Source organism: Pseudomonas sp. 18058 (assembly GCF_902706155.1).
GTDB lineage: Bacteria > Pseudomonadota > Gammaproteobacteria > Pseudomonadales > Pseudomonadaceae > Aquipseudomonas > Aquipseudomonas rustica.
Genome location: NZ_CACSJY010000009.1, coordinates 98458 through 124708, shown reverse-complemented (window position 1 = coordinate 124708; position 26251 = coordinate 98458). Strand labels below are relative to the sequence as shown.

Sequence of the window (26251 nt, the reverse complement as noted above, 5' to 3'; positions counted from 1 at the left end):
CTACTGCTTACATGCTGGTCTTTTTGAATATCCTGCGAGCATAACCAGCCCGTTGGCGGCCTTGTCCGCCAGCAGGCATGACGTCAGCTCGGGAAGCTATTGCGATAAGCCCAATGTTTGGCTTGGTGGTCGGGCGGGTAATCAGGCACGGCCCTCGTGTAGACGGCGGGATCAGCCACTGACGCTCTGTGGCGGCGACACCAGCTCAATCCGCGTGACCCACGGCGCTTGAAAATAGAACCAGCGAACGCCGTCCGGCTTGGTAATGGGCTCGTTGAGAAGGGTCACATTCAAGCGCTCGAGGGTAGCCAGGCTGCCGTCAATATCAGCGGTACGCAAGGCCAAATGGCTGGCACCTGCGTCGTCACCGTGGGGTTGGGTTTGACTGATCTCAGTGCCTTGGTATTGAAATAACTCCAGCTTCGCGCCGCCGTCCATTTGCAGCATCACAAAACGTTGCAGCTCGCTGGAGCCATGCCAGCGGAATTGGCTTTTCCACTGATCCGGAATCTTGCCAGGGCTGATATCCGAGATCACCCGTGCGCCCATCAGGGCGGAGAAAAAGCGCGGGGCGGCTTCGATATCCGGCACATTGATGCCAACATGATCTATGGCCGAAACTTGAAGCTGTGCGGCTGTGTCTAGAGCGGTGTGGCTTTGGGAGGATGTGGTCGCTGCCTGAGTAGCGTTATTAAGGATCACGCTGATGGCCAGCAGTGGCCAGTGCAATAGGTTCATAACCTGTCCCTCTGGAAAAGGGTTGGCGGGCGCTCGTGACAGTCGCCCGCTGGGTGGTCAGATTTGCGCCTGGCCGCCGTCAACAAATAGCTCGATACCGTTGACGAAGCTGGCGTCATCCGAGGCGAGGAACAACGCGGCGCTGGCAATCTCGTCCGCTTCACCAACACGGCCCATGGGGATCAGCGACGCCAAGTAGTCAAGCAAGCCCTGCTGCTGAGCGGCATCGGGGCCGGCGAGTTCAACCAGGCCAGGAGTGCGGGTGGCTCCGGGGCTGATGGTGTTGATACGCACTTGGCGGTCTTTCAAATCCAGAATCCAGTTCCGGGCAAATGAGCGCACGGCAGCTTTGGAGGCGGCGTATACGCTAAAGGCGGCAGTGCCCGAGCTACCTGCAGTGGAACCGGTGAGAATCACCGAGGCTTTTTTGGCCAGCAGCGGCAGTGCCTTTTGCACAGTGAACAGCACGCCTTTGACGTTGCGATTGAAGGTGTCGTCGTATTGCTGCTCAGTGATGTCGCCCAGTGGCAGCATGGAGCCGCCACCCGCATTGGCGAATAACACATCAATTCGGCCGTGAGCCGCACCAATTTGGTGGTACAGCGCGTCAAGCTGATCGAGGTTGGTGGAGTCCACCCTTACGCCGGTGGCGTTGCCGACAGTGGCGACGGCGGCGTCCAGTTCGGCTTGGCGGCGGCCCGTAATGTAAACGTGGGCGCCTTCCTGAGCGAAGCGTTTGGCAGTTGCCAAGCCGATGCCCGTCGTCCCGCCGGTCACCAGTGCAATTTTGCCTTCGAGTTTGTTAGTCATGGTCGTTCTCCGGTATTTCGATTGAGTGAGTTGCGGTGTGGGAGAAGCTTATCGACGGGGCAGAAGTTTCAAAATAGATTGTCTGAAACCTATCGTTGCAGAATTGAAATGAGCAGACTTCCAGATTTTGAAGGGTTGGCGATGTTTGCCAAGGTGGCCGAAGAAGGCTCTTTCGCCGGCGCGGCGCGTGTCATGAGCGTGTCGGTGCCAACGGTATCGCGGGCGGTCGCACGGCTGGAGGAGCGTCTCGGTGGGCGATTGTTCAACCGCACGTCGCGGCAACTGGCGCTCACCGAATTCGGCGCGAGCATGGCGGCCAAGGCCGGAGAGATTTATCGGCGCGCTGAAGAGGTGGAAAGCGAAGCTCAGGATTTGTCGGTTCAGCCACGCGGCCAAGTACGCTTGGCGATCCCCATGTCGTTTGGTCTGCGCTGGGTGGCACCGCTGATGCCGCAGTTAATCCGGCAGTATCCCGAGCTGTCGATTGACCTGCACCTTTCAGACGCCTCGGTAGACCTGATCGCTGAGGGCTTTGATGCGGCATTACGCATTGCCGTATTGCCAGACTCCTCGCTCGTTGCACGGCATCTATGCACTGTCACCCAATACCTGGTCGCCTCACCAGCTTATCTAGAGACCCATGGCCACCCTGACCAACCCCGCGAACTGGCGGCCCGCACTTGCCTGAGTTATGCCTACCGAGCCCGTAGCCAAGTGTGGCGGTTCACCCATAAAGATGGCACTGAAGAAGACGTGGTGCCCAGCGGCCCGCTCAGAGTGACTAACTCGGATGCGTTACTGCCGGTGTTGCTCGAAGGCCAGGCCATCGCCGAACTGCCAGAATTTATCGCCAGCGAATACTTGAAAGACGGGCGGTTGGTCGTGGTGCTACCAGAATGGAGTATGACCCGTGGCGGCTTGTTTTTCGTCACCCCCTCGGCACGCACCCGTCCGGTTAAAATCAAAGCGTTGTCGGACTTCTTTGCCGAGCATTTAAGCCAGCCCGAATGGCGATGGCCGTCGTGAGGCCTTGCGACAATGGCTTTCAATTTTGAAACGATAACTTTCATTAGCGTCTATTTTTGAAAAGCAATAAATCTCTTAACGTGATCAGGCCAGCACCTACAGCGTGCCCATCTCTTATACGTTTCGGAGAAAATCGTCATGAAAAATGCCGTGGAATTGCTTCAAAATTACCTGATGCCATCCAGACGCCGCACTTAGCGGCAGCACTTTTCGCGGAAGATGGAGTGCTGGAGTTGCCCTACCTGGAGTCGCTGGGCATTCCCCATCGTGTGCAAGGTCTTGCGGCTATCGAGGGATTTATCGGCTCATTGCTCGGTAAAGTGCCGGACTTCAAATTTCGCAACGTTCGTTTTCTAATCGACACACCCGATCAGACGTTTGCCGAATACAGCGTAGAGGCCTTGGTGCCTTCCACTGGTCGCATCTATCGGCAGATGTACGCCGGCCGCCTGGTAGCCAAAGACGGCAAAATTCAGCTGCTGCGCGAATCCATGGATACCGTGGCCGCTGCCAAAGCGTTCGCGCCGGTTGGGCCAGAGCAACGCCATTAAATCGCGATGCTTTTAAGATTAAAAACTCGCGGCTAGAAAGTCTTCTGCAGGAGAGCTGTTTTGCTTGCGGGGAGGGGATTTAGTCGCATGCTTTTGTACTTATGTGTTGGGCATAGACTTTCCGCTTCTCGCCGAAAGCGGTCGGTCGTGAGTGGCAGCTATCGGCCAAAAGCAGACTGTCAGCAACCGATTGCTAATGCTCATTGGCCGGTTCAGACCTTTCTCGACCACAATAAAACGGCAAAAAAACCAATGCTTGATTATGAAGCAGTTAAATCCAGAATAATTACTAAAAGAAAATGTACATGAAGAAGCTGAGTAATGATTTCAGTGGAGCACTCCGAACGTTTGCGTACTACATGGCAAGCGGAAGCCACTAAATGCTTGAAAACGTGGAGTACATCGACATTTATGGCTCTGAGCCGAGTGCAATTGAGATGGTCTTCGCCATAATCGCGAACGTCATAGAGATGGACGGTGAAGGCAACGTGCTCAATTTCACCTACGCCCAAAGGAGAGCGACTGACTACTTAAGGTCATACTGCGACCCATCTTTCAAAGTAAAACCGCCTCTTGAAGACTGGGAAACTGAGTTATATGGGCCGCCCTCACTCGGACGCTAAGAAATTGCTTTAGCTCGCAGACACGAGGGCCGAACGGTCGCTTCTGTCCGACATCTGCCGGTGCTCACCGGCAGATGTGAATATAAAGCCTCCTACAGGGCCTACAAAATTAGAGGCATTTCAACCAGCCCTGTTATTTCTGTATGGAGCACTCCCGACTCACGAAATGTCACTGCCCATTTGCGCCACGAAAAAAAGCGCTTGGATGGCGAATGAACAGCATTTTCTTCATCAAGGATTAATTGAAGAAGAAGGAGACGCCTCTATTCTCGACGCGCCGCAAAGCGAAAGACTGCAAAAATTTCTGGCTAATAGTTTGAAATAACGCTTGGCGAAGTACGGTACGCAAAACGAGGTTTTTCTCGACTTGGCAGCCGAGCGCCTGGACGCGTCGCTCGCCGGCTCGCTTGTCATTGAGGACCGCTTTCTAAAAACGCCTCAAGGCGCCGACTATCACGTGCTCGATCAAAACTTCACGGATGAGGCTTACTTTGGCGTCGGAGCCGGTATCGCGACTCGGAAAAATGATCCATTGGTAGGCAAACTGAATGACGCATTAGCAGCCATCAACCAGGACGGCACCTATGACAAAATTCAAAAGTAGTATTTCCAATACGACATTTCAGGCGATAAATAATTTATCCGCTGCTCATCTCCACGCAACGCACTGAAGATGAGCAATCGACCCAATCAGCAGGCACTAGCGATCCATTCGGCGGCGCGTTCGGCGATCATAATCGTCGCAGCGTTGGTGTTGCCACCGACCAGAGTGGGCATGATCGAGGCGTCGACAACGCGCAAGCCCTCGATACCATGCACGCGCAAGCGATCGTCGACCACGGCGCTATCATCGTTGCCCATCTTGCAGGTGCCGACCGGGTGGTAAATGGTGTCGGTGCGTTTGCGCAGCACTTCGATTAACTGCTCGTCGCTATACAGGCCGTGGCTGTACATGTCCTTTAGTTTGAAAGGCGCCATGGGCGCTTGTTCGGCGATGGTGCGGGCGATGCGGTAGCCCTTGAGCAGTGTCTGCAAGTCATCGTCATGGCCCAGCAGGTTGGGATCGATGCGCGGAGGCGCGGCGGGGTTGGCAGAGTTCAGGCCGACGCTGCCGATGCTTTTCGGGCGCAATACACAGACATGGCAGCTCAGGCCGTGGCCCCAGTGCAGGCTGCGATTGTGGTCGTCCACCAAGCTGATGATCGAGTGCAACTGGATGTCCGGGCGGCTCAGTGCGGGATCGGTTTTCAGGAAGGCGCCAGCCTCTGCGCAGTTGCTGGCGAAGGTGCCGGTTTTTTTTCTCGTGTACTCCCACAGCTGTCTGCCCATGTGCAGGCCGCCCTTGAGCGAAAAGCCGGGCAGTGTGCAGTTGGGGCTGCGGTAGCACTGCACCACATCGGGATGGTCGCGAAGGTTCTGGCCGACGCCGGGTAGCTCGTGTTGCAGGGCTATGCCGTGGGGCTTGAGGACACCCTGGGCGCCGATCCCCGACAGCATCAGGAGTTGCGGGCTGCCGAATGCACCAGCGCTGACCAGCACCTCCTTGCGCGCCTGCAACGTCAGGCTTTTGCCTTTGTGCCGCACTTGCACGCCATGGGCCTTTTTGCCTTTGAGCAACACGCGCTCGGCCTGGGCGTCGGTCAATACCGTAAGGTTCTCGCGCTGGTCGCGGATTGGCTTGAGGAAGGCCGTGGCGGTGCTCCAGCGCCGGCCATTGCGGATGGTCACTTCGTAGGGGCCGACACCTTCCTGTTCGATGCCGTTGAAGTCGGGGTTGTAGCGATGCCCGGCGGCGACGGCGGCGGCAATGAAAGCCTCGCTGGCCGGATGCGACTGGGCTTTACCGACATAGAGTTCACCCGTGCTGCCATGCAGGGAGCTGGCGCCTGCGTGGTGATGTTCACTTTGGCGGAAGTACGGCAAGACGTCGTCGAACGACCAATCCGCATTGCCCAGTGCGGCCCAGTCGTCAAAGTCGGTGCGATGGCCACGGATGTAGATCATGCCGTTGATCGAGCTGCTGCCGCCCAGGGTCTGGCCCCGAGGCTGGTAACCGATGCGCCCATTCAACCCCGGCTGCGGCACGGTGTCGAACGCCCAATTGACATGCCGGCTCGGCAGGATGGCCGCGACGCCAAGGGGCGTGTGAATCAGGGGCGACCAGTCTTTCGGTCCGGCCTCAAGCAGGCACACACGGACGTTCGGATTGGCGCTCAGGCGATTAGCCAGGACACAACCGGCAGAGCCGGCACCCACGATGATGTAGTCGAATTCCATTGGTTTTATTCTCGGTTGCGCTACAAAAACGAGCTATGCCGCGCCAGGTCTACGGACAACTCGGGTATGGAATTCTTGACCGATGGGGCGTAGATTTATTGATCTTTCATGACTTGTTTTTGATTTTTAACGACTATGACGGCATTGATCCGTACCACTTCACTGACCGGGTTTCGCGAGTTGGCCGAGCAGTTCGGCGGCCAGCCGGACGCGCTGCTGCAGCGCTACCGCATAGACCCGCAATGCCTCTTCGAAGAGGACGCCAGGGTGCCATTACGCTCACTGGTAGGGTTGCTGGAATGCGCGGCACGAGAACTCAAATGTCCGGACTTCGGCCTGCGCATGGCTGATTATCAGGACCTGGATGTATTGGGGCCCATTGCCTTGATCGCCCGCAGCTCGGCGACGGTCGGGCAGGCTCTGGAGGAGATTGTGCGGTTCATCGGTTTTCACAGCCCGGGTATCGAGCTGGACCTGGATATCAGCGATGCCGGCGCACCGCAGCTGTTGATCGACATTCGCTTGCCGGGGTTATTGCAGCAACGGCAAATGATTGAACTGGCCATGGGCGTGGCGCACAACATCATGAAGCTCCTCTGTGGTCCGAAGTTCGCGGCCCAAGCCATCTTGCTCAGCGGTAGTTCGCCCTTGTCGTCGGCGCGCTACCGGCGTTTTTTCAAGACCACTGTCTACAGTGGCCAGGTCTGCAGCACCATGGTGCTGACTGCCCAACAGCTGGAGCATGCCATCGAGCAGCAGGATCTTCTACTGCACCGCACGCTGGTGCAGTATTTCAGTCACTTCAATAGCCAGGCACCGACGGACCTGGTGGAGCAGGTCGAATGGATGATCGTGCGTACGCTTGCTACCCAGCGCTGTCGGCTGCCGATCATTGCCGAGCAACTGGGCCTGCACGAAAGGGTCCTGCAACGGCGCCTGGATCAGGCGGGGCAGGGGTTCGAGGCGATTCTGGAAAACGTGCGCCGCCAGCGCGCCGACTCTTACCTGGCCGAGCGCAGCATGCCGATGTCTCAGGTGTCGGGTTTGTTGGGGTACAGCGAGCAGAGTGTGTTCAACCGTGCGTGCCGCCGCTGGTTTGCAATGACTCCGCGGGCACGCCGGCGTCAGTTGCTGGAAGCTTAGGTCAGGCCCAGCTCCTTGGCCCGTGCCACCGCCTGGGTGCGCCGCTTGACGCCCAGCTTGACGTTAACCCGCTGGGCGTGGGTTTTCACGGTGTGCAGTGAAATGAACAACTGTTCGGCGATTTGCTGGTTCGAGTGACCCTGAGCAATCAGTTTCAGCACGTCGAGTTCCCTTCGACTGAGCAGCTCGGAGGGCGTCGTGGCATCGGCGAGAGTTTCCTCGCGCCAGCGTATCAGTGCCGGATTGCGTTTCGCGAAGGCGCGCTCGACGCTTACCAGGCCGATCTGCCGCGCCAGAGCAACGGCGTCCAGCAACATCTGCTTGGCCTGGGCCGGCTTATTGCTGGCATACAGACCTTCGGCGAGGGTAAAACTGATTTCGCACGCCAGGGTCCGCCGACCCTCATTGCGGGCGCGCTTGTACAGCTCGGTCAGGCTGGCCAGTGCGTCGTCCACCGCGCCATTAGCCAAGCGCGCCTGCAGTTGCAACAGGTGCAGGCGCAGGTGCAGTTCCGGGCTGCCATAGGGTGAAAAGCTCATGACGGATCTTGGCAGGGCCGCCAGTGTCCGCTCCACATGTGCCGCACGCCCCTGTGCCAGCCAGATCCTGGCTTTGGCACGCACCAGCAGGCCTTGGTACATCGACTCGTTGACGTGGTTGTACTGCATTTGGCGTTCGGCGTCGGATAGGCGCAGGAAGGCCCCATTGAAATCCCCGCGCAGCGCGTCCAGTTCCGCCAGCCCCAGATAGCCCCAGATCGTCGCGCTGTCACCGCACCGTTGACATTCGTGCTGGCCGGCGAGAAAGGCCATTTGCGCCTCATCATAACGCCCCTGTTGCAGCAACAGTCCGGCCCTACGCAACTGCACACGACCGCGCATCGGGCTGGGTTCGTTACCCCAGGCATCGGTCAGTTCGCTGAACAGGCGATTGAGCAGGGTCTCGGCACGCAGCAGTTCGCCACGAATTTCCAGCAGTTTCACGTGCCCTAGCGCCATCACGCTTTCCATCGACAGGCTGCCGTGTTGGCGTGCCTGTTTGATAGCGATGCGGTTGAGTTCCTGTGCATCGTCCAGGCGACCTTCGATCAGGGCTTGTTCCAGGCGCAAGGCGCAACTGAACAGGCGTTGGCTCCAGGCTTTGTCGGGCAACTCGTCGATGGCTTCCTCGAGCAGTTCCCGGGCCTGGTCGGCCGTGCCCAGATGAAAGGCCAGGTTGGCTTTCAGCGCCTTCCACTGGGCGATCAGCTCATGCTGGCTGCGGGCGTTGGGTTGTGGCAGGAAGCGCGCCAATTGTTCGGTGTATTCGGCTGCCTGGTCGAGGCGGCCACTGAGCATCAAGGCCCAGGCACTGAGCAGCAACAGGCGCGGGGTGCTGGTCAGCAGCTCTTCCGGCAGGTCCTGGCGCCAACTGATCACTTGCGCAAGGCTGCGTCCCTGCAAGACAGCATCACCGGTGAAGCGCTGTAGCAAGTTGGCGGCCATGTCTGTCTGGTCCGCGCGCAAGGCGTACTCCAGGGCCATGCGCACGTTGTTCTGACTGACATACCACTGGCAGGCCTTGCGAAATACCGACTTGACTTTTACCGCCGGCAACTGCGCGGCCAGCACCGCCGCCAGCGCGGGCTGCACCCGCAGCATGGACTCCCGTTGCGGCGACGCTTCGATGAACAGGCCACAGACTTGCAGGTGCGCCACCAGTCGGGCGCCGTCACCCATGCCCAGTACCTGCTCGCACAGATCCCGGTCGAAGCAGGAAAACTGCGCCAGGGTGAACAGCGCTTCCTGGCATTCCGCTGCGAGCTCATCGAGCACTTCGTACCTGAGGTACTCCATCAGGGTCGGATGTGCCGGGTCGTAGGGCGTCGGCGGTTGCGGCGCCTTGAACTTCAACAGGTGCAGGCGCACACCGCTGCACCAGCCTTGGGACTGGTCTAGCAGCGCGTGGACATCTGCATCGGGCAAATGCAGTTGATGGTACTGGAGCAAGTCGCAGAGTTCCTGGGCATTGAAGCTCAGCTCGGTATGGCCCAGTTCAAACAGCTCACAGTCGAGCAATAGGCGAGTCAATTGCAACTGCGGACGACGGCGACTGGCGATCCACCATGCAATGTTCGACGGGCACGACTGCATCAGCTCGCTGACCAGGTCGTCGAGGGCGCTGTCGGGAAAGTGCGGGTAGTCATCGATCATCAACCACAGCGGGCCGATGTGCCGCTCAAGGGCCTGGCGGATATCGGCCAAGTCCGCTTGCACCCTGAGTGCATTGGCCAGGTGATTGAAGAAAGCCTCGGTCGTCAGGGCTTTGCCACGTAGGTTCATGTACATCAGGCGGGTATCGGAAGGACAGTGTTGCAGGCATTCGGCGAGTAACGCGCTTTTGCCGCTGCCGGGCGGCGCGCACAGCAGGCGCAATTGACAGTCGGCTTCAAGCAGGGCCTTGCTCAGGCGTGGACGCAGGAGATGACCGGGGTTGAGGCGGGGCAGGCCAGTGGCCCCTTGAACGCTGAGTGCAGAGTGAACCATGAACGCGATCGATTTGTTGTTTTAGTGGCGCTTATCCTTACAGAGCCCGGGCGAGTGACGCAAATAAACCTGCCCCAACGGATAAAAAAGGCGGCCCGAAGGCCGCCTCAAGGGATGTCGCAGGAAATTGGACTTACCGCAGGATCAGCGCACACCTTCCTGGCGAAGCGCGGCCGGGGTGTAGTTGGATGCCATGGTCTTGTAACCGAACTCGACGCTGCGTTTTTCTTCGTTCTTCAAACCCACAACGGAGTAGCGCCCCGCCACCAGGTCGTACAGGGTTTCGGCGGTGTAGCCCGGCACCTGCTTGTTGTAGTACTGCTGGATGTGACCTTCACCGACGCGCCATAGCGCGCCGCGTCCGTCGTAATGGTCAACCTCCGCCAGTTCCCAACTGTCTTCATCGAAGTACATGTGTCGGGTGGCATAGATATGGCGCTGTCCCGGCTTGAGCGTGGCCACCACCTCCCAGACCCGGTGCAACTCGTAGCGGGTCAGGTCCTGATTGATATGCCCGGCCTTGAGAATGTCGCCGTATTTGAGCGTGGGTGAATCGAGCTTGTAGCTGTTGTACGGAATGTACATTTCCTTCTTGCCCACCAGCTTCCAGTCATAACGATCCGGCGCGCCGTTGAACATGTCGTAGTTGTCCGAGGTGGCCAGGCCGTCGGCGGCCGTGGCCGGGCCGTCGTAGGACACTTGCGGGGCGCGGCGCACCCGGCGCTGACCGGCGTTGTAGAGCCATGCCGAGCGCGGCTCCTTGACCTGGTCGATGGTCTCGTGGACCAGCAACACGTTGCCGGCCAAGCGCGCAGGGGCTGTGACGCGCTGGATGAAATAGAACAGGATGTTCTGTGCCGAACTCTTGTTTTCGTCCGCCAGCTCGCTGGGATAAGCCACTTCATCTTCGAAGTGGACCATGCTGAAGTCGCCGTCGGTTTGTGGCTGGACCCGGGTGATCAGGCGTTTGGTATTGCCGCCGCGGTAGCGCGTGCTGTGGTTCCACACCACTTCGATGCCGCTTTTCGGGATCGGGAAGGCGTAGTAGTGACTCTCGTTGAAGCCGGTCAGGCCGTTCCCGCCATCGACGCCCTGGGTGTTGACGGCGCTGAGTTTCGCGGCGCTATAGATGGCGTCCGGCACGGCCGCGGTGCGATGGGTCTTGTAGACCGGAATCTTGTAGGTTTGCGGATAGCGCTGGAACATCGCCATTTGCCCGGCGGACAGCTTGTCCTTGTACTGGCTGGCGTTCTGCGCAGTGATGGTGAACACCGGCTTTTCATCGGCAAAGGGGTCGGCCAAAAAGCCCCTGCTGTCCACGGCGCCGGCGTTCACCGGCAGGCCGCCGGTCCAGGCGGGAATGCTGCCGTCGGCGTTGCCATTTTTCTCTGCGCCCAGAGGCGTCAGCTTGCTCCCCAGGGCGGCAGCTTCCTGTGGGCTGACCTGGGCCATGACGCTACTGGCCAACAGGCTCAATAGCAGGGCGCCCGTGTGTATGACGTGCTTGCGGTTGCTCATTGTTTTTATCCTTATCGAGACGGGTACGAGGCGGCCTGGCAGCCAAGTGAAACGCTACGCAATCGCCGCGCGGGAAGTAACGGGACAAAAGAGTGAATTTGCAACTCATCCTTTGGTGGGAGTTTTTTGCTTGAAAGGGCCTTGGTCTATCAAGGTCGCAGAGCACGGCCAGAAGGAAAGGGAAGGATGTAACGAATTGTTCCCGTAATGGCCGGAATCCTGTCGAAAGTCATCCTTTTTCAGTATTGGTCGTCGATGTGCTGACGCCTAAGGTAGCGGCCAGCCATCAGCCTCCATTCGCTATCAGGGGGGCGCATTTTTCCCGATTCAGGAAGCAGCGATGAACAGCACCTTGCTAAAGTCCTATCGAAAGACCTCACTGGCGCTGGCCATGGCGTTTGCCGTGCCGCTGGTGCATGCACAAGAGGCACTGATCCAGCCGAAGCCGGCAACGCCGGCGACCCAGGCGGCGAATGCCAAAGTGCTCGCCGAATTGCCCTTCAGTGACACCTCCGACTTTAGTGACGCCCAGCGCGGGCTGATTACCAAGCCCGATACCCTGACCATCAAAAACGCCAAGGGCGACGTGGTCTGGGACCTGGAAAGCTACAAGAAGTACATCGGCCTGAGCCAGGCCGCACCGGCGGAAATCAACCCGAGCCTGTACCGCAACGCGCAATTGAACCTGCAATACGGCCTGTTCAAGGTCACCGATCGTATCTACCAGGTGCGCGGTTATGACCTGTCCAACATCACCTTCATCCAGGGTGATACTGGCTGGATCGTGTTCGACCCGCTGATTTCCACGGAAACCGCAAAGGCAGCCCTTGAACTGGCGAACAAGGCCCTGGGCGCACGTCCGGTGGTGGCCGTGGTGTACAGTCATTCGCACCTCGATCACTACGGTGGCGCACGGGGTCTGGCCAGCGATGCGGACTTTGCGTCGGGCAAGATCAAGGTCATTGCGCCGCAAGGTTTCAGCGAACACGCCGTCAGCGAAAACATCATCGCCGGCAACGCCATGAGCCGCCGTGCCATCTACATGTTTGGCGCGCTGCTGCCCCGCAACGAGCGCGGTGGCGTGACCGGTGGCCTGGGCCAGACTACCTCGACCGGCACCACTTCATTGGTGCTGCCGACGCAGTTCGTCAGCAAGACCGGAACGGTGCTGGACATCGACGGTGTGAAAATGGAATTCCAGATGACCCCGGGCACCGAAGCCCCGGCGGAAATGAACACCTGGTTCCCACAGTTCAAGGCGATGTGGATGGCCGAGAACACCACCAACACCATGCATAACATCCTGACCCTGCGCGGCGCCCAGGTGCGCGATGCGTTGATGTGGTCGCACTATATAAACGAAACCATCAATCTTTACGGGGCCAGGGCCGAGGTCAAGTTCCAGAGCCACCATTGGCCGCAGTGGGGCAACGCGAGGATTGTCGACTACTGGAAAAAACAGCGCGACCTCTACAAGTACACCCACGACCAGTCGGTCAACCTGATGAACAAGGGTTACACCGGAGAAGAAATCTCCGAGATGATCAAGCTGCCGCCGGAGCTGGACAAGTTCTGGCCGAACCGAGGCTACTACGGCACCCTCAAGCATAACTCCCGCGCGGTGTACCAGCGGTACATGGGCTGGTATGACGGTAACCCGTCGGACCTCGACAACCTGCCGCCCGAAGCGGCGGCGAGAAAGTACATGGACTACATGGGCGGCGAAGCAGCGGTCATGACCAAGGTAAAGGCCGACTTCGACAAAGGTGAATACCGCTGGGTGGCAGAAATCCTTAAGCACGTGGTCTTTGCCGATCCGGCAAATGCGGCGGCCAAGGATCTGCTGGCCGATACGTACGAGCAACTGGGGTATCAGGCAGAAAGTGGCGCGTGGCGCGGCGTCTACCTGCAAGGTTCCTACGAACTGCGCAATGGCGTACCGAGCGCCGGAGGCATCAGCGCCGTTTCGCCGGACGCGATGAAGGCGATGTCCCCGGAATTGCTCTTCGATTATCTGGCGGTGCGCCTGAACGGACCGAAAGCCGCAGGCAAGAAAATCGGCCTGAACCTCGACCTGATTGACCTGCACAAACAATATGGCCTGGCGGTGGAAAATGCCGTGCTCAACTACGGCGAACCACTGGTTGCCGCCGATGTGACATTGAGCCTAAGCAAGGCCACGCTGGCCGCGATCCAGATGAAGAAAGTCACCATCGACGATGCGCTTGCCAGCGGCGATCTGAAACTGCAGGGCAATCGCGAGAAGCTGGATGAGTTTTTGGGGCTGCTCGATACCTTCCCGTTCTGGTTCAACATCGTGACGCCATGAACAGGTCATGTACGCAGACTCCATGTCGCGAAATAGCACTCCACGTGACCGCCTGAACGTTGTCACCATGATCGGTAGAGAACGGCCGACTACTGCCCCTGGCCAAGGGCAGTAGTCGACCCATAGCTGCCGGTCGCGACATGCATCAAGCAGCCACTTGCTGCCACTCCGCACCTCGCGACCAAACCTGCCTACCGATGCAGATGTAGAGCAGATGCCTCGGAATCAGGGGCTGCATATGCCGATATATTTGACTTCCAACTTATCGACACTGGCGGGAAGCTTGCTGCCAAAAGTTCGCGTTGGGTGTAAGGGCGCATCAATGAGGAGCTGTGAGATGTCCTCTTATGATCTCCTAATGTCTGGTTAAGATCTTATTGTTGAGTGCGAATACCGTTAGTATCGCCCCCATGCTGAATGTCGATGGAGGCCGCGCATTTACTAATGCACGGTCACTGGCGAATGTCGCCTGCGATAAAGCCGCCAAAGACGTTGCATGGAAATGTCTCGCTCTGAATAACAATAAAAGAGAGTACCTATGCGCGATTTCGGGTCATTCAAGTGGTTGCTGCTTAGCACGCCGTTCCTCTGCCTTCCAGCCATGGCGGAAGGCATTTTCGAAGACGCAAAGGTCAGCGCCAACTTCAGAAACTATTACATCAATCGCAATTTCACCGAGAACGCCTACCCTCAGGCCAAGGCTGAGGAGTGGACGCAGAGCGTGATCATGGATGCACGTTCCGGCTTCACGTCAGGCACTGTTGGCTTTGGTCTTGATGCGCTGGGGCTGTATTCCCAGAAGCTTGATGGCGGTAACGGCACTACCAATACCCAATTGCTGCCTGTACATGATGGAGGACAGCCAGCGGATAACTTCGGACGCCTGGTGCTGGCGGCGAAGATCCGCTTCGCGAAAACTCAGGCGCGCATCGGCGAATGGTCAGTTTCACTGCCCGTGATTCGGTCTGACGATGGCCGCTCGCTGCCACAAACCTTCCGGGGAGCGCAGATCAGTTCGAAGGACCTGGACAACTTCACTTTTTACGGTGGGCAATTCCGTGGAAACAGCCCTCGTAACGATGCGAGCATGGAGCGAATGTCCATGTTCAACCGACCGGGTGTGACCTCAGATCGATTCAATTTTTCCGGCGTGGAATACGCGTTCAATGTCGGTCGGAGTCAGGTCGGTGCGTGGTATGCACAACTGGAAGATATCTATCATCAGCGCTATTTCAATTTCACCCACAGTCAACCATTAGGCCAATGGATGTTAGGTGCAAACCTGGGCTACTTCGAAGGCGAAGACGACGGGAAAAAACTGGCTGGAAACCTAGATAACAAGACCTACTCAGCATTGTTTTCCGCGCGATACCTGTCGAGCACTTTCTATGTTGGACTGCAAAAAGTGGATGGCGATAATTGGATGCGCCTTAACGGAACGAGCGGGGCGACACTTGCCAACGATAGCTTCAGCAACAGCTACGACTTCGCTGAAGAACGCTCTTGGCAGATCCGCCATGACTTCGATCTTGTTGCCGTGGGTGTGCCGGGATTGACCCTAATGAACAGGTATATCAGCGGCTCCAACGTGCACTCCGGTGGTTTCACCGATGGCAAGGAGTGGGGCCGCGAATCCGAGTTGACCTATGTTGTGCAAAGTGGCTCGTTGAAGAACCTGTCGCTGCGCTGGCGTAACTCGGTGATCAAGCGTGATTTCAGCCTGGCGGACTTCAACGAAAACCGCCTGATTATGAGCTATCCCGTTTCGATTTTTTAACTCGGTAGAAGTCGACGGACCGTAATTGCGTTCGTCGCCCTCAGCCTTGGCGATAATCCTTGGTGGTTTTACCGGTCCAGCGTTTGAACGCGCGGCGGAAGTTGGTCGGTTCGGAAAAGCCCAGCAGCAGGGCGATATCGTCGGTGCTCATGATCGTGGTCTTGAGGTATTCGATGGCGAGCGAGCAACGCACGTCATCGGTAATGGCCACGAATGAAGTATCTTCCTCTAGCAGTTTGCGCCGCAAGCTGCGGGTGGTCATGTGCAACCTTTCGGCGGCCATTTCCATGCTCGGAAACTCCCCCGGCGTCTGCATCATCATCTGGTACACCTCCCCGGAGATTCCCGCAGATACCTTGGCCTGGCCGATCAGTCGATCACAAGTCTCTTGCAGGACGGTTGCCGTCAAGCGGTGGGCAAGGTGAGGTTTTTGATCGAGGATCAAGCTGTCGTAGTGCAGTTCGCATTGGTCGTGATCGAAGATGCATGGGCAACCCAAGTATTGCGAATAGATCGCTGCGTGGGCCGGTGCGGGATAGGAAAAGCAAGCTTTTGTCGGCGGGCAGCTTTTGCCGAACACATCTTGAAGATGGGTGACGTGCTGAGTGAATTGCTGCTCGATCCAAAACTGTTTTATGTCTTTCGACGGGTTCGGGTTCGCTGCATCGGGGAAGGTCCACACCGCTTCTGTTTCGTACTCTTGCCATTCGATGGTCAAGGTAGGCGTGGCCAATGAATGGTATTTCACCCCAAGCCGAAAGTAGTCGCGCAGCGACAGGCACGACATCAATGCGTAGCCATACATCCCATAGGCGGACAGGTGAAGGCGGGCGCCAGTCTTGAAGGGTGTGGCCGGATCATTCGACAGAGACATTGCATTGCCGCATACCGCCGCGTATTGACGGACCGAGGTCAGCGCTGTTGCGTCGTAAATCTTGTCCTCATCGACGCCGCTACCTTTCAAACTCTCCGCGGGGGCGATGCCTTGTTCATTGAGGACTTCGACCAGCGCGGCAATTTTATAAGGCGCATAGATGCGCTCATTGAACAGCGGCATTTTCGGTGGCATCGGCAGGCTCCTGTGAGTGTCCCTTAGGGATTCATTGTTGTCCGGTAATGATCTTACTGCCGAGCGGGAAATTCAATAAGCTTCCAACCATCAGCAGTGACTGTGAAGCCAATAGCAGTCAAACGCACCTGCAAAGCCCAATAACAACAAAGGTCACCCCAATGAGTCAGCCAAACCGCAAAGTCATTATTTCCTGCGCGATCACTGGGGCGACGCACACGCCCTCAATGTCTGAATACCTGCCGCTAACACCAGCCGATATCGAGCGGCAATCGATCGAGGCGGCCGAAGCCGGCGCCGCCATTCTGCACCTGCATGCCCGCGATCCCCTCGACGGTCGGCCCACCCCCGACCCGGCGGTGTTCAGTCAGTTTGTCCCGGCGATTGCCCGTGCCACCGATGCCATCATCAACATCACCACCGGCGGCAGCACCAGGATGACCTTAGTGCAACGCCTCGCTTACCCGCTGATGGCCAAGCCAGAACTGTGCTCGTTGAACATGGGCTCGATGAATTTTTCAATCCACCCGATCGCTCGGAAAATCTCCAGCTGGAACCACGAGTGGGAGAAGGAGCACATCGAAGGCATGGAAGATGTGGTGTTCAAGAACACCTTCAAGGACATCAAGGCGATCATGTTGGAGCTGGGTGAATACGGGACTCGCTTCGAGTTTGAATGCTACGACGTCGGCCATCTCTACAACTTGGCGTACTTCGTCGAACAAGGCCTGGTCAAGCCGCCACTGTTCATCCAGTCGTGTTTTGGCATCCTCGGTGGCTTGGGCGCCGACCCGGAAAACCTAACGATCATGCGCACTACTGCCGACCGCTTGTTCGGTCGGCAGAACTACGAGTTTTCCATCCTCGGTGCCGGACGCCATCAGCTGCCCTTCGTGACCATGGGCGCGATCATGGGCGGCAACGTGCGGGTCGGCCTTGAGGACAGCATTTATCTGGCGAAGGGGGTCAAGGCCAAGACCAACGCCGAGCAAGTGCGCAAGATTCGCCACATCCTTGAAGAGCTGTCTTATGAAATCGCCACGCCTGAAGAAGCTCGTCAGATGCTCGGCCTCAAAGGCAAACACAACGTTCACTCGTAACTGATTTGCTTGAGCCCAAAAAAATAACAAAAAAGAGGTTTCACCATGACGATTATGCTCAGTACCGAACAGACGCACTGGCTGGCCACCCGGCGAGCCATGGCGCGCCTGATTCCGTTGATGTGCGCCATCTACTTCATGTCCTACCTGGACCGTACCAACGTTGCGCTGGCCAAAGCGGCCTTGAGCGCCGACTTGGGGATCAGTGCCGCCGCGTATGGCTTGGGCGCGGGGATATTTTTTCTTGGTTATGCACTGCTGGAGGTACCCAGTAACCTGTTGGCCCACCGCATCGGGCCGCGTCGCTGGATCGCCCGGATAGCGGTGACCTGGGGCGCGTTGTCCTCAGCGATGATGTTTGTCCAGGGTGAGTGGTCGTTCTACTTGCTGCGTGTACTGCTTGGCATTGCCGAGGCCGGGCTGTTTCCGGCGCTGATGTACATGGTCACCCTGTGGTTTGCGCCCAAGGACCGCGCCATTGCCATCGGCTGGATTTACCTGGCGCCGGCACTGGCACTGGTCATCGGCAACCCCATCGGCGGTGCGCTGATGAAGATGGACGGCATCGGCGGCTTGCACGGCTGGCAGTGGATGTTCCTGCTCGAAGGCCTGCCCAGCATCATTGTCGGTATTATTTTGTGGTTCAAGTTGCCGGAGCGTCCGAGTGATGCGCGCTGGTTGACCAAAGCTGAGGCCGACTCGCTAGAAGCCCATGCCTTGCTGCCGGGCCATGCTAATTCCCACGAGTATTCCGGCCATTGGGTCAAGGCACTGACGCGACCCACGACCATTCTGATCGGTCTGATTTACTTCCTGAACCAGGTGGCGTTTGTCGGGCTGGTGTTCTTCACACCGTCAATCATCCTACAGATGCAAATCACCTCACCGATGACCGTGGGCTTGCTGTCCAGCAGCGTCGGCATCGGCTTTCTCGCCGGGGTGCTGGTACTGCCGAGGATTCATCGCAAGATCGAACGCGATTGCTTTTGCCTGGGCCTGTTCACCTGTGGGTTAATTGCCAGTTCGGTGGCGTTCACCCTAATTGATGACGCCTCGGCGCGCATCGCCTTGTTCACCGCCACAGCGTTCTTTGCCGGTGGCGTGTTGCCGATCTACTGGGCCATCGCCATGAAACGCCTGCAAGGCATTCAGGCCGCCGCCGGATTGGCGTTCATCAACACCATCGGTCTGTTGGGCGGCTTTGCCGGCCCCTACCTATTTGGGCTGGCGGAAAAGGCCTCGGGTTTAAGTTCGTCCGGTTTCTATGTGATTGTGAGTGCTGCGGTGTTGGGCTTGCTTCTTGTGCCGGTATTGGCCAAAGCGATCAATGCCGAGCCGAGCCCGCTGCTGCCGCAGCCGGTGACTGAATAAGAGGAAGCATTATGAAAATTGTTGATTTGCTGACACCACCGCCGAATTTGAAGGTCGTCATTAGCGGTGGCGCCGCCGGCATCGGCGCGGTCATCGCCAAGGCGTTTTATGAAGTCGGTGCGCAGGTCTACATTGGCGACATCAATGCCGGCGCGGTCGAGCGCATGAAAATTGACTACCCGGGCCTGCACGGTGGCGTGGTGGATGTTAGCAGCCAGCCGCAGGTCCACCGCATCATGGACGAAGCGACCGAGTTGCTCGGCGGCATCGACGTGCTGGTCAACAACGCCGGCATTGCCGGACCGACCGGCAACGTCGAGGCACTGGATGCGCAGGCGTGGGAACAGACAGTGTCGACCAACCTTAACAGCCAGTTCTACTTCCTGAGCAAAGCGGTTCCGTTCTTGAAGCGCTCTAAACAGAACCCGCACATCATCGCCATGTCATCGGTTGCCGGTCGTTTGGGGTACCCGTTCCGTACCCCCTATGCCTCGACCAAGTGGGCCATTGTCGGATTGATGAAGTCGCTTGCAGCTGAGTTGGGACCTGACAATATTCGGGTGAATGCCATCCTGCCGGGCGTGGTGGCGGGGGAGCGTATGGATAGGGTCATCGATGCCCGTGCTCAAACACTGGGTATCACCTTCGAATCCATGCGTGATCAGTATTTGGAAAAAATTTCACTGCGCCGAATGGTTACGATGGAAGACGTTGCTGCAATGGCATTGTTTTTGTCGTCGCCGGCAGCTGCCAACATCAGTGGCCAGGCCATCAGCGTTGACGGAAATGTCGAGTACCTCTGACTGACCTAAGTGAAAGCTCCGAGGACTACAGATCGGCTGTGCGGTTGAGCTTATGCTGATGTGCCCTCAGCACCGACACCAAGAGTGATTTTTATTCCAACATGCTGGCCGTGATCTGCTTCCGCGTAGGGCAGCTATTGGCCGAAAGCAGTCGGTCGTGAGTGGCAGCTATCGGTCAGAAGTAGCCGTTCGCGGTCGAATATTTTTCGATCTATTGCAGCACCTTATTGGAGGTAATGAGTCGTTCAGAAGGACGGTTCAATCCTTGGAATTAAATAGTGAAGTCATCTTTCAATAAGCGGCGAAGCCGCGACCGAACTTTCATCGGTGGCGTATGGGCTGGGCCAGGTTTCGATAGCAGGTAGAATTTAAGCGGACTTGGACAGCTCAATTCTTCCAATGGGATCAACTGCCCATTGAATGCATCCAGAGAGTGAATTGCGGGATTCCAGAGTGCGATACCCAATCCAGCAATGGCGGCTTCGATGGCTTGAGCGTAGTCACCCATAACCCTATCGCTGAGCTTTGGGATCAGACGTTTGCCGTGATGGCTCATCCATGCTCGCCATAAGGTTGTGTCCCCGGTGTGTAGCAATGGGGTTTCCTGCACGAGGGATACCGCTTGCGTGTGCCTGGCGAGCAACTCTGGTTTCGCGACCGGACAAAGTGACTCGTCGAACAAGGATTCCTCCTCTCCGTCATTCCATTGTCCACGACCGTATCTGATGGCCAGATCGACTTCACCTGAAGCAAGGCTGGCATTCAGCGCAGATGTGACGAGCTCAATTCGCAAATCTTGAATCGTACCTTCCAATTCTGTCAGGCGCGGAATCAGCCAGAAACGAGCAAAGGATGACGTGGTAGCTAATTTCACGATGGGCAGGGTTTCGCTGACAGGCCGAGATTGGCGCGCTTGTTTTAGATGGTTAAAGGCATGAGCGACTTTGGCGAGCGCCATTTGTCCACTCGCGGTAACGGTGACGCCGCGTGCATGGCGATCAAACAAGGCGCATTGAAACCATTTTTCAGCCATTTCAACGCGTCGGCTTATAGTCGCGTGAGTAACGTCTAGTTCCGCTGCAGCAGCCGTAAAGGAGCCGGTTCTGGCGGCGGATAGGGCAGCCTGAAGCGCTTCGAATGGAGGGAAAATATCGTGGGAGCTGTACGTCATGCGTACAGCTTATGAATAAGCGGCGCTCTAGGTCAACAGCTTGACGGCTTTTATGCTGCGCCCACTTACTCATGAGATAGCACCATGCTGAATTTCAAAGCGCTTATTTTGCCGTTAGTGTTCATCGCTCAATCGGTGCTGTGGCCTGGCTATTATTGCAACGCCGCATCCAGCGTAGATAAGCCGATCGTACGGTGTTACGAAGGTAATGGAGGCGTCACCGTCGAACTAGCTGTGTCCGGGCCGCCTGAAAACGAATCGGCATTAATCAGGATTCAGGGAGCGGAACCAAGAGCGTGGGAAGTGGTGCATCGAGCAAGCGTTCAGCGCTCACCTGAATCGACCAAATTTATAGAAAGTATCAACGGGGTCAATCGAACAGTTTTTGTAGTACGAATGCATCAGGGATTTCTTCCAATTCCAGACCAAGAGCCTTACGCATTAGGCGAGAGCGCCCGCTTGGAGCGACAGAGTAGTATCGGTACCGAACTTCAGAGGTTTGAAGCTGAGTCATTTGCAGCTCGGGGTTCCAGCATCGAGGCTTTACGATTTCATTAAACGATCAGATGCCCATCTGGTGGTGATGCGTGACAAATCGGAAGACAGCAGATGCACCATTCACTTTTCGATTGATGGCAGGCCCGCTGCCGATTTTGAAGCGGGGGAGGTAGCCAATTTTGGACTTACTATGGGGGTGCATAGGCTTTCAGCGCTACCCGCGCAAGGCTGCTCTGACTTATTGATCAAGAACATCAAAATAGCTGTGAAAACCGGCGATGCGCTAATCATGCACATCAATGATTTAGGCTTGTTCTCAGTCGCCATTTGAAGTTCATGTGTAAGCTACTAATGTTGCGACTCTTCCTCTAGCAACATTGCGATGCCTTGCTGCGGCCTTTCATGAGCTCTTACCAGGATTACCGGCATGCGCCTGCCAGATTTTATCGTTGAAAATATTGAGCCGATTCTTCAAGCCTGGGAGGATTTTGCGAGAACTATTGAGACTCCGGGTGCTACGTTGGACACGGAGGCTTTGCGGGATCATGCTGGACAGATGCTTGAAGCAATCGTGATTGACCTGCGCACCAAGCAAACAAGGTCAGAGCGAATTGCTAAGTCCCACGGTCAGGGGCCAGTGAATACTGAAGAGACTCCCGCCGTGTTCCGTGGATTTCGTACCTGCCGCTTGATGACGCAAATCAAAGAAAAGAGGCAATAGTCTTCAGAAAGACTCGTGTGACTATACTGGATGGGTTGGTGGCTACGCTTTAGTCGCTTTGGCCTCCTCTAGCAATTGTTGAATCATCCTTTCCTGCTTGTCATAACTGCCTTCACCAAAGTGAGTGAAACGCACCTGTCCTTTGGCATCAATCAGATAATGAGCGGGCCAGTACTGGTTGCCGAAATTGCGCCAGATCGCGTAGTCGTTATCGATCGCAACCGGGTAGGTTATACCGAGCTTTTTTACCTGGTCCTTAACGTTACCAATGATGCGTTCAAATCCGTATTCAGGTGTGTGGACGCCAATGACAACCAGACCCTGATTCTCGTATTTTTTCGCCCAGTCTTTCACGTACGGCAAGGTATGCTGGCAATTGATGCAATTGTAGGTCCAGAAATCCACCAACACGACTTTGCCTTTCAGCGACTCATTGGTCAGTGTCGGTGAGTTAAGCCATTCGACCGCTCCGGATAAAGAAGGCATGGCGCCTTCACTGCCGTCCATATCAGCCCTGACTTTGCTGATAAAGAAATCGACCACTTTCGGAACGTTTTCCATCACGCTTTTCTCGAAATTGCTGACACCCTCGGATGAGGTGTCGGCCAACAGTGTTTTGTCGGCGCCGGTATAGATGATCGCAGCGGCGCCCATTACCGCTACCCCTGCAACTCGGCGCAGCCAGCCGGTGACCGGGATGGTTGCTTTCAGGCGATTGGCTAGGCTACGACCGGCGACGATTAAGGTGGCGAGCGACAATGCGCTGCCCAAGCCATACGCCACCAACAACAAGCTGGTTCCGACGTTGGCGCCTTGAAGCATGGCTCCGGTGAGAATCACACCCAAGATCGGCCCGGCGCAGGGAGTCCAAAGCAGACCTGTGGCGACTCCAACCATCACTGAGGCCAGAGGCCCGGACAGCTTAAGGGTTTCGGGATCCATACAGTCGCCCAACAGTACGAAGGGATGTGTCAACAATGCACCGATCCTTGCGGAAGTCAGCGACAACGCGAACAGCACCATCACCACCAGGGCTACCTGGCGCCCGGCGTAGTTGGCTTGTACGACCCAGTCACTACCTACTACAGCAAGACTGGAAATAAGCGCGAACGTGAAGACCATGCCGCCAAGGGTGAGGATGATTGAAGAACGTGAACGATTGGAACCTGCAAACAGGAAAGGTACGACAGGCAGAATGCAAGGACTGAGGACTGTCAAAATGCCTCCCAGAAAAGCGATGAGTATCATGTTAACTACCTTGGCGTGGTGAAGGATGGATGCCGGACGTTCAAGCGCTAATGCCCATCACAGAGTCTTATCGTCAGGAAGCTTGGTCCCGGCCACTGTTGTCGTGTCAGCCTCAAGCAGCCTGGCTATCCAGCATGCGACCCAGTGGTGTCTGGCTGCTTCCGTTCTCTGTAATTTTCTGCCTTTGCGGTGTGCGGCTGCTCCCATCCTCGGCAATTATTTATCCAAGTGGCGTGTGTCTAACACCATCCTCAGCCAGAAAAGCGTTGCCACTTTGTCCTGCCACTGGCGCAAGCTGGGAGCAAATGCTGCTGCCGCCGGCGTGTTGTCCAACACTTACATTTGCATGCGCCGCTACACCGGCGAACGAGAAGGTAATGGCGGTCAAAAAGCGGGTTGCGTTGTTCATCGTCTTGTTCCTGTTTCAAATAGGCCCGGGTAGGGTGTCGGAACAGTTAGCTGCCCGAATTGCATATGTCACCGAACTTTCGATAGTGTATGACTTGCGTTTTGTTCTGTGAGTCGAGGTACGTCAGTTGCGCATTCACTACGCCGCAAAAGGGGAGGCGTCTTGTTTCATCGATACGATTTTCTAGATATCCAGATACGCGCCATAGGTGAATTTTTTCGGTAGCATCGGCCTCGGCATGCGCCGAAATTGTTCAAATGTTCAGACTGGCAAACAGGCATGCAGCGAAGATGGATTTGCTGTTCATGATGTTTTTCTAAAGATTTCAATGGTTAGACCGTTCAATGAGCCAGGACAACTTGGCTTTACTCGATGGAAGTCATTAGAAACCCGAAAGTTATCCCGACTGTGTCGGAAACTGGTGCAGATATATCAGTGCGTATCAGCGTTGCCCCGCGATACACCATGATACAAAACTAGGGAAATTTGTCGTTTTTGCTTCTTTGTGTATCTGTCGATACGGTGGAAACAGTGAAATACAAAGGGCTGAGGGCAAGCCGGCCGGGCTACATCAATCTGGATCTGACGCGCTACGAGCTACACCGCGTATGGATAATGCAGGCGCTGACAGATGGCGAGCGAAACATCTACGGCAAACGTCGGTTTTACCTCGCTGAAGAGTCGTGGCAGATTGCCGAGTCGGAGTTCTACGACGGTCGCGGTCAGCTGTGGCGTGTCGGTAAAGCGCACCTGCTATCAGGTACCGGTTTACGCCTTTAGCGCTCTATGACCTGGTTGCCGGTCGCTACCTGGCCATCGGTCTTGGCAACGAAGATAAAACTTCGGTGCAGTTCGGGGTGAAAACCTCGGCTAACGACTTTACCCCCAGCGCGCTGCGCAACGCCGGCGTACGTTTACGTTTTTGGTTAAATCTTGGGCGGCCTTCGGGCCGTCCTTTTTTTTTGATGAAATAACTATGGGTGTCTATGACTGACCTCGAACGCGAGTTGCGCTTCCAACTCTACGAATTGCTAGACACCGATTTGCTGCTGCAGCGATCGCGCGGCGCCGACCACGACCGTGCGGTGTTTGACGCCACCCTTGACACCGTCCGGTAACTGGCTGCTGATTATCACGCGCCGCATAGCTACAAAGGCGACAACAACCAACCGAACTTCGATAGGCTGAGGGTGCAGATGATGCCGGAAACCAAACCGGCTTGGGATGCCTTTGCCCTGTTCCATTCAATACGGCCATGTGGTGATCCTTGACGCGGATTCGCTCTGTGCCAAGCATCTGTATGTTGCGGTGACTCGCAGATCCAAGTCTTTGACGGTTATCGGCAGTGGCAGGCATGTGCCAGTAGATATGGGCCGTATAAGTTAGTCGTCGCGAGGAGATGGTTTGTGAGGAGCGCAAACTCTTCGAGGAAATAAACGGGAAGAAGCCAAACGCATGGCGGAGTACTCCGAGAGCGGGAGGAACCCCATCGTGAGTGACGACATCAACTAGATTTTCAACAACATCACAAAGTAACCTTGCTGCGTCGCTTCATAACCTAGGGCATGCGGTACGCTCAGTTTTTGAGGGGAGCGATACGAAGATGTCACAAACATTAAAGCTGTTTGTAGGGAATCAGGAAGACATCGAGCAGCTATGGGTTACTCACGAGGATTATGCTGGTGAGGGTAGAGGGCGTAAGCATGGTGTTGAGGTGCTGAACCATTCCGTTATCCTGTTCGTGACGGCTATCTGGGAAAGCTTTATAGCAGATTTGGCTCAAGAAGCGTTTGACTACCTGATTACTCATGCATCTGACTCCGCCCATATCCCCCAAAAAATCAAAAATCATATTGTAGCGGCGGTTTTGAATCAGAAGATCCAAACCGAGTGTGGGAGGTAGCAGACTTGGGGTGGAAACAAGTTTTAGCTTCGCATAAAGCGGCAGTGTTGGAGAAATGGGTCGGCAATTTTAATACCCCAAAAACCGAGCCAGTGAATAATCTTTTTGATCAGCTGTTAGGCATCCCGACCCTCAGCAATAACTGGGATTGGAAAGGCGTTTCTCCAAAAAAGCCTCCGAGAAGCTGGATAAATTCATCACTATGCACGGCGATATCGCCCATCGCTTACGGCACGGTAAGCCGGTGGGTAAGGGGGATGAATTCAACTATTTGATGCACGTTATCAGTATCGCTTTCCATACTGAATTCGCTGTAGGAGATCATCTCGCTCGGGTAACTGGTACTTACCCTTGGTCGCCAATACAACTCTCAGATTGATAAACCATTTTAGGCTCAGCGCAGGTGGATTTACTTCATCCCCTTGTCGATATTTTAATCCGTTCATGTAGACGATCTACTGGCCGCGCATAACGCGTCATATGTTCAATGGGCACCCACACTTCCGGGTGCGGGGCCTTTTTAATTGTCTCCGATTCTCCCACCGCCCTAGACTGGACGACCAAATCCACGCCGTCTGGTTCTAGGCCTTGACTGCTACTCTACCGCACATGGAATGCTCGTGATGCCATATGTCTTTAAG

The 26251-nt window shown here is 56.3% G+C and carries 24 protein-coding genes and 3 pseudogenes; 17 read left to right on the top strand and 10 right to left on the bottom strand.

What is annotated here, in order from left to right; all coding sequences use genetic code 11:
- Positions 1–171 precede the first annotated feature (171 nt).
- Positions 172–738 carry a VOC family protein gene (locus GVL50_RS07435; protein WP_159812314.1) on the bottom strand — a complete coding sequence of 189 codons (567 nt, stop codon included), beginning with the start codon at positions 736–738 and terminating at the stop codon, positions 172–174.
- Between the two features lie 57 nt (positions 739–795).
- Positions 796–1548 (bottom strand): SDR family NAD(P)-dependent oxidoreductase, encoded by a 753-nt coding sequence (locus GVL50_RS07430; protein WP_159812313.1) that lies wholly within the window; start codon positions 1546–1548, stop codon positions 796–798.
- 108 nt (positions 1549–1656) lie between these two features.
- On the opposite strand from GVL50_RS07430, the gene GVL50_RS07425 reads away from it, so the two are divergent.
- The 5 genes from GVL50_RS07425 to GVL50_RS07405 all read left to right on the top strand — a co-directional run bounded on the left by GVL50_RS07425 (position 1657) and on the right by GVL50_RS07405 (position 4352).
- Positions 1657–2574: a LysR family transcriptional regulator gene (locus GVL50_RS07425; protein ID WP_159812312.1), complete on the top strand. Its 918-nt coding sequence runs from the start codon at positions 1657–1659 to the stop codon at positions 2572–2574.
- Between the two features lie 56 nt (positions 2575–2630).
- Entirely contained in the window at positions 2631–3125 is a 495-nt protein-coding gene (locus tag GVL50_RS07420; protein WP_256671832.1) for a nuclear transport factor 2 family protein, read from the top strand.
- A 380-nt stretch (positions 3126–3505) separates the two neighbouring features.
- The gene (locus tag GVL50_RS07415) at positions 3506–3748 is read left to right on the top strand and encodes a hypothetical protein (protein WP_159812311.1); all 243 of its coding nucleotides are present in this window, start codon (positions 3506–3508) and stop codon (positions 3746–3748) included.
- A gap of 166 nt (positions 3749–3914) precedes the next feature.
- Complete coding sequence (locus GVL50_RS07410) at positions 3915–4073, top strand: hypothetical protein (RefSeq protein WP_159812310.1); 159 nt, start codon at positions 3915–3917, stop codon at positions 4071–4073.
- A 3-nt stretch (positions 4074–4076) separates the two neighbouring features.
- Complete coding sequence (locus GVL50_RS07405) at positions 4077–4352, top strand: transporter substrate-binding domain-containing protein (RefSeq protein WP_159812309.1); 276 nt, start codon at positions 4077–4079, stop codon at positions 4350–4352.
- A gap of 86 nt (positions 4353–4438) precedes the next feature.
- On the opposite strand, the gene GVL50_RS07400 is transcribed toward GVL50_RS07405, so the two are convergent.
- A complete protein-coding gene (locus tag GVL50_RS07400; RefSeq protein ID WP_159812308.1) occupies positions 4439–6025 on the bottom strand; it encodes a GMC family oxidoreductase in 1587 nt (528 codons plus the stop codon).
- A 135-nt stretch (positions 6026–6160) separates the two neighbouring features.
- On the opposite strand from GVL50_RS07400, the gene GVL50_RS07395 reads away from it, so the two are divergent.
- Positions 6161–7168, top strand: a complete 1008-nt coding sequence (locus GVL50_RS07395) for an AraC family transcriptional regulator (RefSeq protein ID WP_159812307.1) — start codon at positions 6161–6163, stop codon at positions 7166–7168.
- On the opposite strand, the gene GVL50_RS07390 is transcribed toward GVL50_RS07395, so the two are convergent.
- Positions 7165–9693, bottom strand: a complete 2529-nt coding sequence (locus GVL50_RS07390; protein WP_159812306.1) for a LuxR C-terminal-related transcriptional regulator — start codon at positions 9691–9693, stop codon at positions 7165–7167. The genes GVL50_RS07395 and GVL50_RS07390 overlap by 4 nt on opposite strands.
- 144 nt (positions 9694–9837) lie before the next feature.
- Positions 9838–11211, bottom strand: coding sequence for a DUF1329 domain-containing protein (locus GVL50_RS07385; RefSeq protein WP_159812305.1), 1374 nt, complete (start codon positions 11209–11211; stop codon positions 9838–9840).
- 340 nt (positions 11212–11551) lie between these two features.
- Between GVL50_RS07385 and GVL50_RS07380 the strand changes: the two genes are divergently transcribed.
- Entirely contained in the window at positions 11552–13540 is a 1989-nt protein-coding gene (locus GVL50_RS07380; protein ID WP_159812304.1) for an alkyl/aryl-sulfatase, read from the top strand.
- 538 nt (positions 13541–14078) lie between these two features.
- Positions 14079–15317 (top strand): OprD family porin, encoded by a 1239-nt coding sequence (locus GVL50_RS07375; protein ID WP_159812303.1) that lies wholly within the window; start codon positions 14079–14081, stop codon positions 15315–15317.
- Between the two features lie 40 nt (positions 15318–15357).
- On the opposite strand, the gene GVL50_RS07370 is transcribed toward GVL50_RS07375, so the two are convergent.
- Complete coding sequence (locus GVL50_RS07370) at positions 15358–16386, bottom strand: AraC family transcriptional regulator (protein WP_159812302.1); 1029 nt, start codon at positions 16384–16386, stop codon at positions 15358–15360.
- Positions 16387–16547: 161 nt separating this feature from the next.
- Between GVL50_RS07370 and GVL50_RS07365 the strand changes: the two genes are divergently transcribed.
- Genes GVL50_RS07365 through GVL50_RS07355 form a run of 3 tightly spaced genes read left to right on the top strand, consistent with a single transcriptional unit; the run spans position 16548 to position 19660 of the window.
- Complete coding sequence (locus GVL50_RS07365; RefSeq protein ID WP_159812301.1) at positions 16548–17486, top strand: 3-keto-5-aminohexanoate cleavage protein; 939 nt, start codon at positions 16548–16550, stop codon at positions 17484–17486.
- 45 nt (positions 17487–17531) lie between these two features.
- Positions 17532–18857 (top strand): MFS transporter, encoded by a 1326-nt coding sequence (locus GVL50_RS07360; RefSeq protein WP_159812300.1) that lies wholly within the window; start codon positions 17532–17534, stop codon positions 18855–18857.
- Positions 18858–18868: 11 nt separating this feature from the next.
- Positions 18869–19660 carry an SDR family oxidoreductase gene (locus GVL50_RS07355; protein ID WP_159812299.1) on the top strand — a complete coding sequence of 264 codons (792 nt, stop codon included), beginning with the start codon at positions 18869–18871 and terminating at the stop codon, positions 19658–19660.
- 271 nt (positions 19661–19931) lie between these two features.
- Here the strand turns inward: GVL50_RS07355 and GVL50_RS07350 are convergent, their stop codons facing one another.
- The gene (locus GVL50_RS07350) at positions 19932–20831 is read right to left on the bottom strand and encodes a LysR substrate-binding domain-containing protein (protein ID WP_159812298.1); all 900 of its coding nucleotides are present in this window, start codon (positions 20829–20831) and stop codon (positions 19932–19934) included.
- A gap of 84 nt (positions 20832–20915) precedes the next feature.
- Here GVL50_RS07350 and GVL50_RS07345 point away from each other — a divergent pair, with 84 nt between their 5' ends.
- From GVL50_RS07345 to GVL50_RS07335, 3 genes and pseudogenes are all read left to right on the top strand, one after another.
- Positions 20916–21389, top strand: coding sequence for a hypothetical protein (locus tag GVL50_RS07345; RefSeq protein WP_159812297.1), 474 nt, complete (start codon positions 20916–20918; stop codon positions 21387–21389).
- A 25-nt stretch (positions 21390–21414) separates the two neighbouring features.
- Entirely contained in the window at positions 21415–21660 is a 246-nt protein-coding gene (locus tag GVL50_RS07340) for a hypothetical protein (RefSeq protein WP_159812296.1), read from the top strand.
- A gap of 96 nt (positions 21661–21756) precedes the next feature.
- Positions 21757–21990: pseudogene (locus tag GVL50_RS07335) on the top strand (sensor histidine kinase); the annotation flags it as partial.
- Between the two features lie 102 nt (positions 21991–22092).
- Here the strand turns inward: GVL50_RS07335 and GVL50_RS07330 are convergent.
- From GVL50_RS07330 to GVL50_RS29390, 3 genes and pseudogenes are all read right to left on the bottom strand, one after another.
- Positions 22093–23298, bottom strand: a complete 1206-nt coding sequence (locus GVL50_RS07330; protein ID WP_159812295.1) for a cytochrome c biogenesis protein DipZ — start codon at positions 23296–23298, stop codon at positions 22093–22095.
- Positions 23299–23521: 223 nt separating this feature from the next.
- Positions 23522–23707: pseudogene (locus tag GVL50_RS29395) on the bottom strand (hypothetical protein); the annotation flags it as partial.
- A gap of 46 nt (positions 23708–23753) precedes the next feature.
- Positions 23754–23882 carry a DUF2790 domain-containing protein gene (locus tag GVL50_RS29390; RefSeq protein WP_371925934.1) on the bottom strand — a complete coding sequence of 43 codons (129 nt, stop codon included), beginning with the start codon at positions 23880–23882 and terminating at the stop codon, positions 23754–23756.
- Between the two features lie 356 nt (positions 23883–24238).
- Here GVL50_RS29390 and GVL50_RS07315 point away from each other — a divergent pair.
- The 3 genes and pseudogenes from GVL50_RS07315 to GVL50_RS07305 form a co-directional block, all read left to right on the top strand.
- Positions 24239–24621 (top strand): annotated as a pseudogene (locus tag GVL50_RS07315) (DUF1329 domain-containing protein); the annotation flags it as partial.
- Positions 24622–24693: 72 nt separating this feature from the next.
- On the top strand, positions 24694–24825 hold the full coding sequence (locus GVL50_RS28955) for an acyl-CoA dehydrogenase N-terminal domain-containing protein (protein WP_256671831.1): 132 nt from the start codon (positions 24694–24696) through the stop codon (positions 24823–24825).
- A gap of 377 nt (positions 24826–25202) precedes the next feature.
- Entirely contained in the window at positions 25203–25610 is a 408-nt protein-coding gene (locus tag GVL50_RS07305) for a hypothetical protein (RefSeq protein ID WP_159812294.1), read from the top strand.
- The last annotated feature ends 641 nt before the right edge of the window (positions 25611–26251 follow it).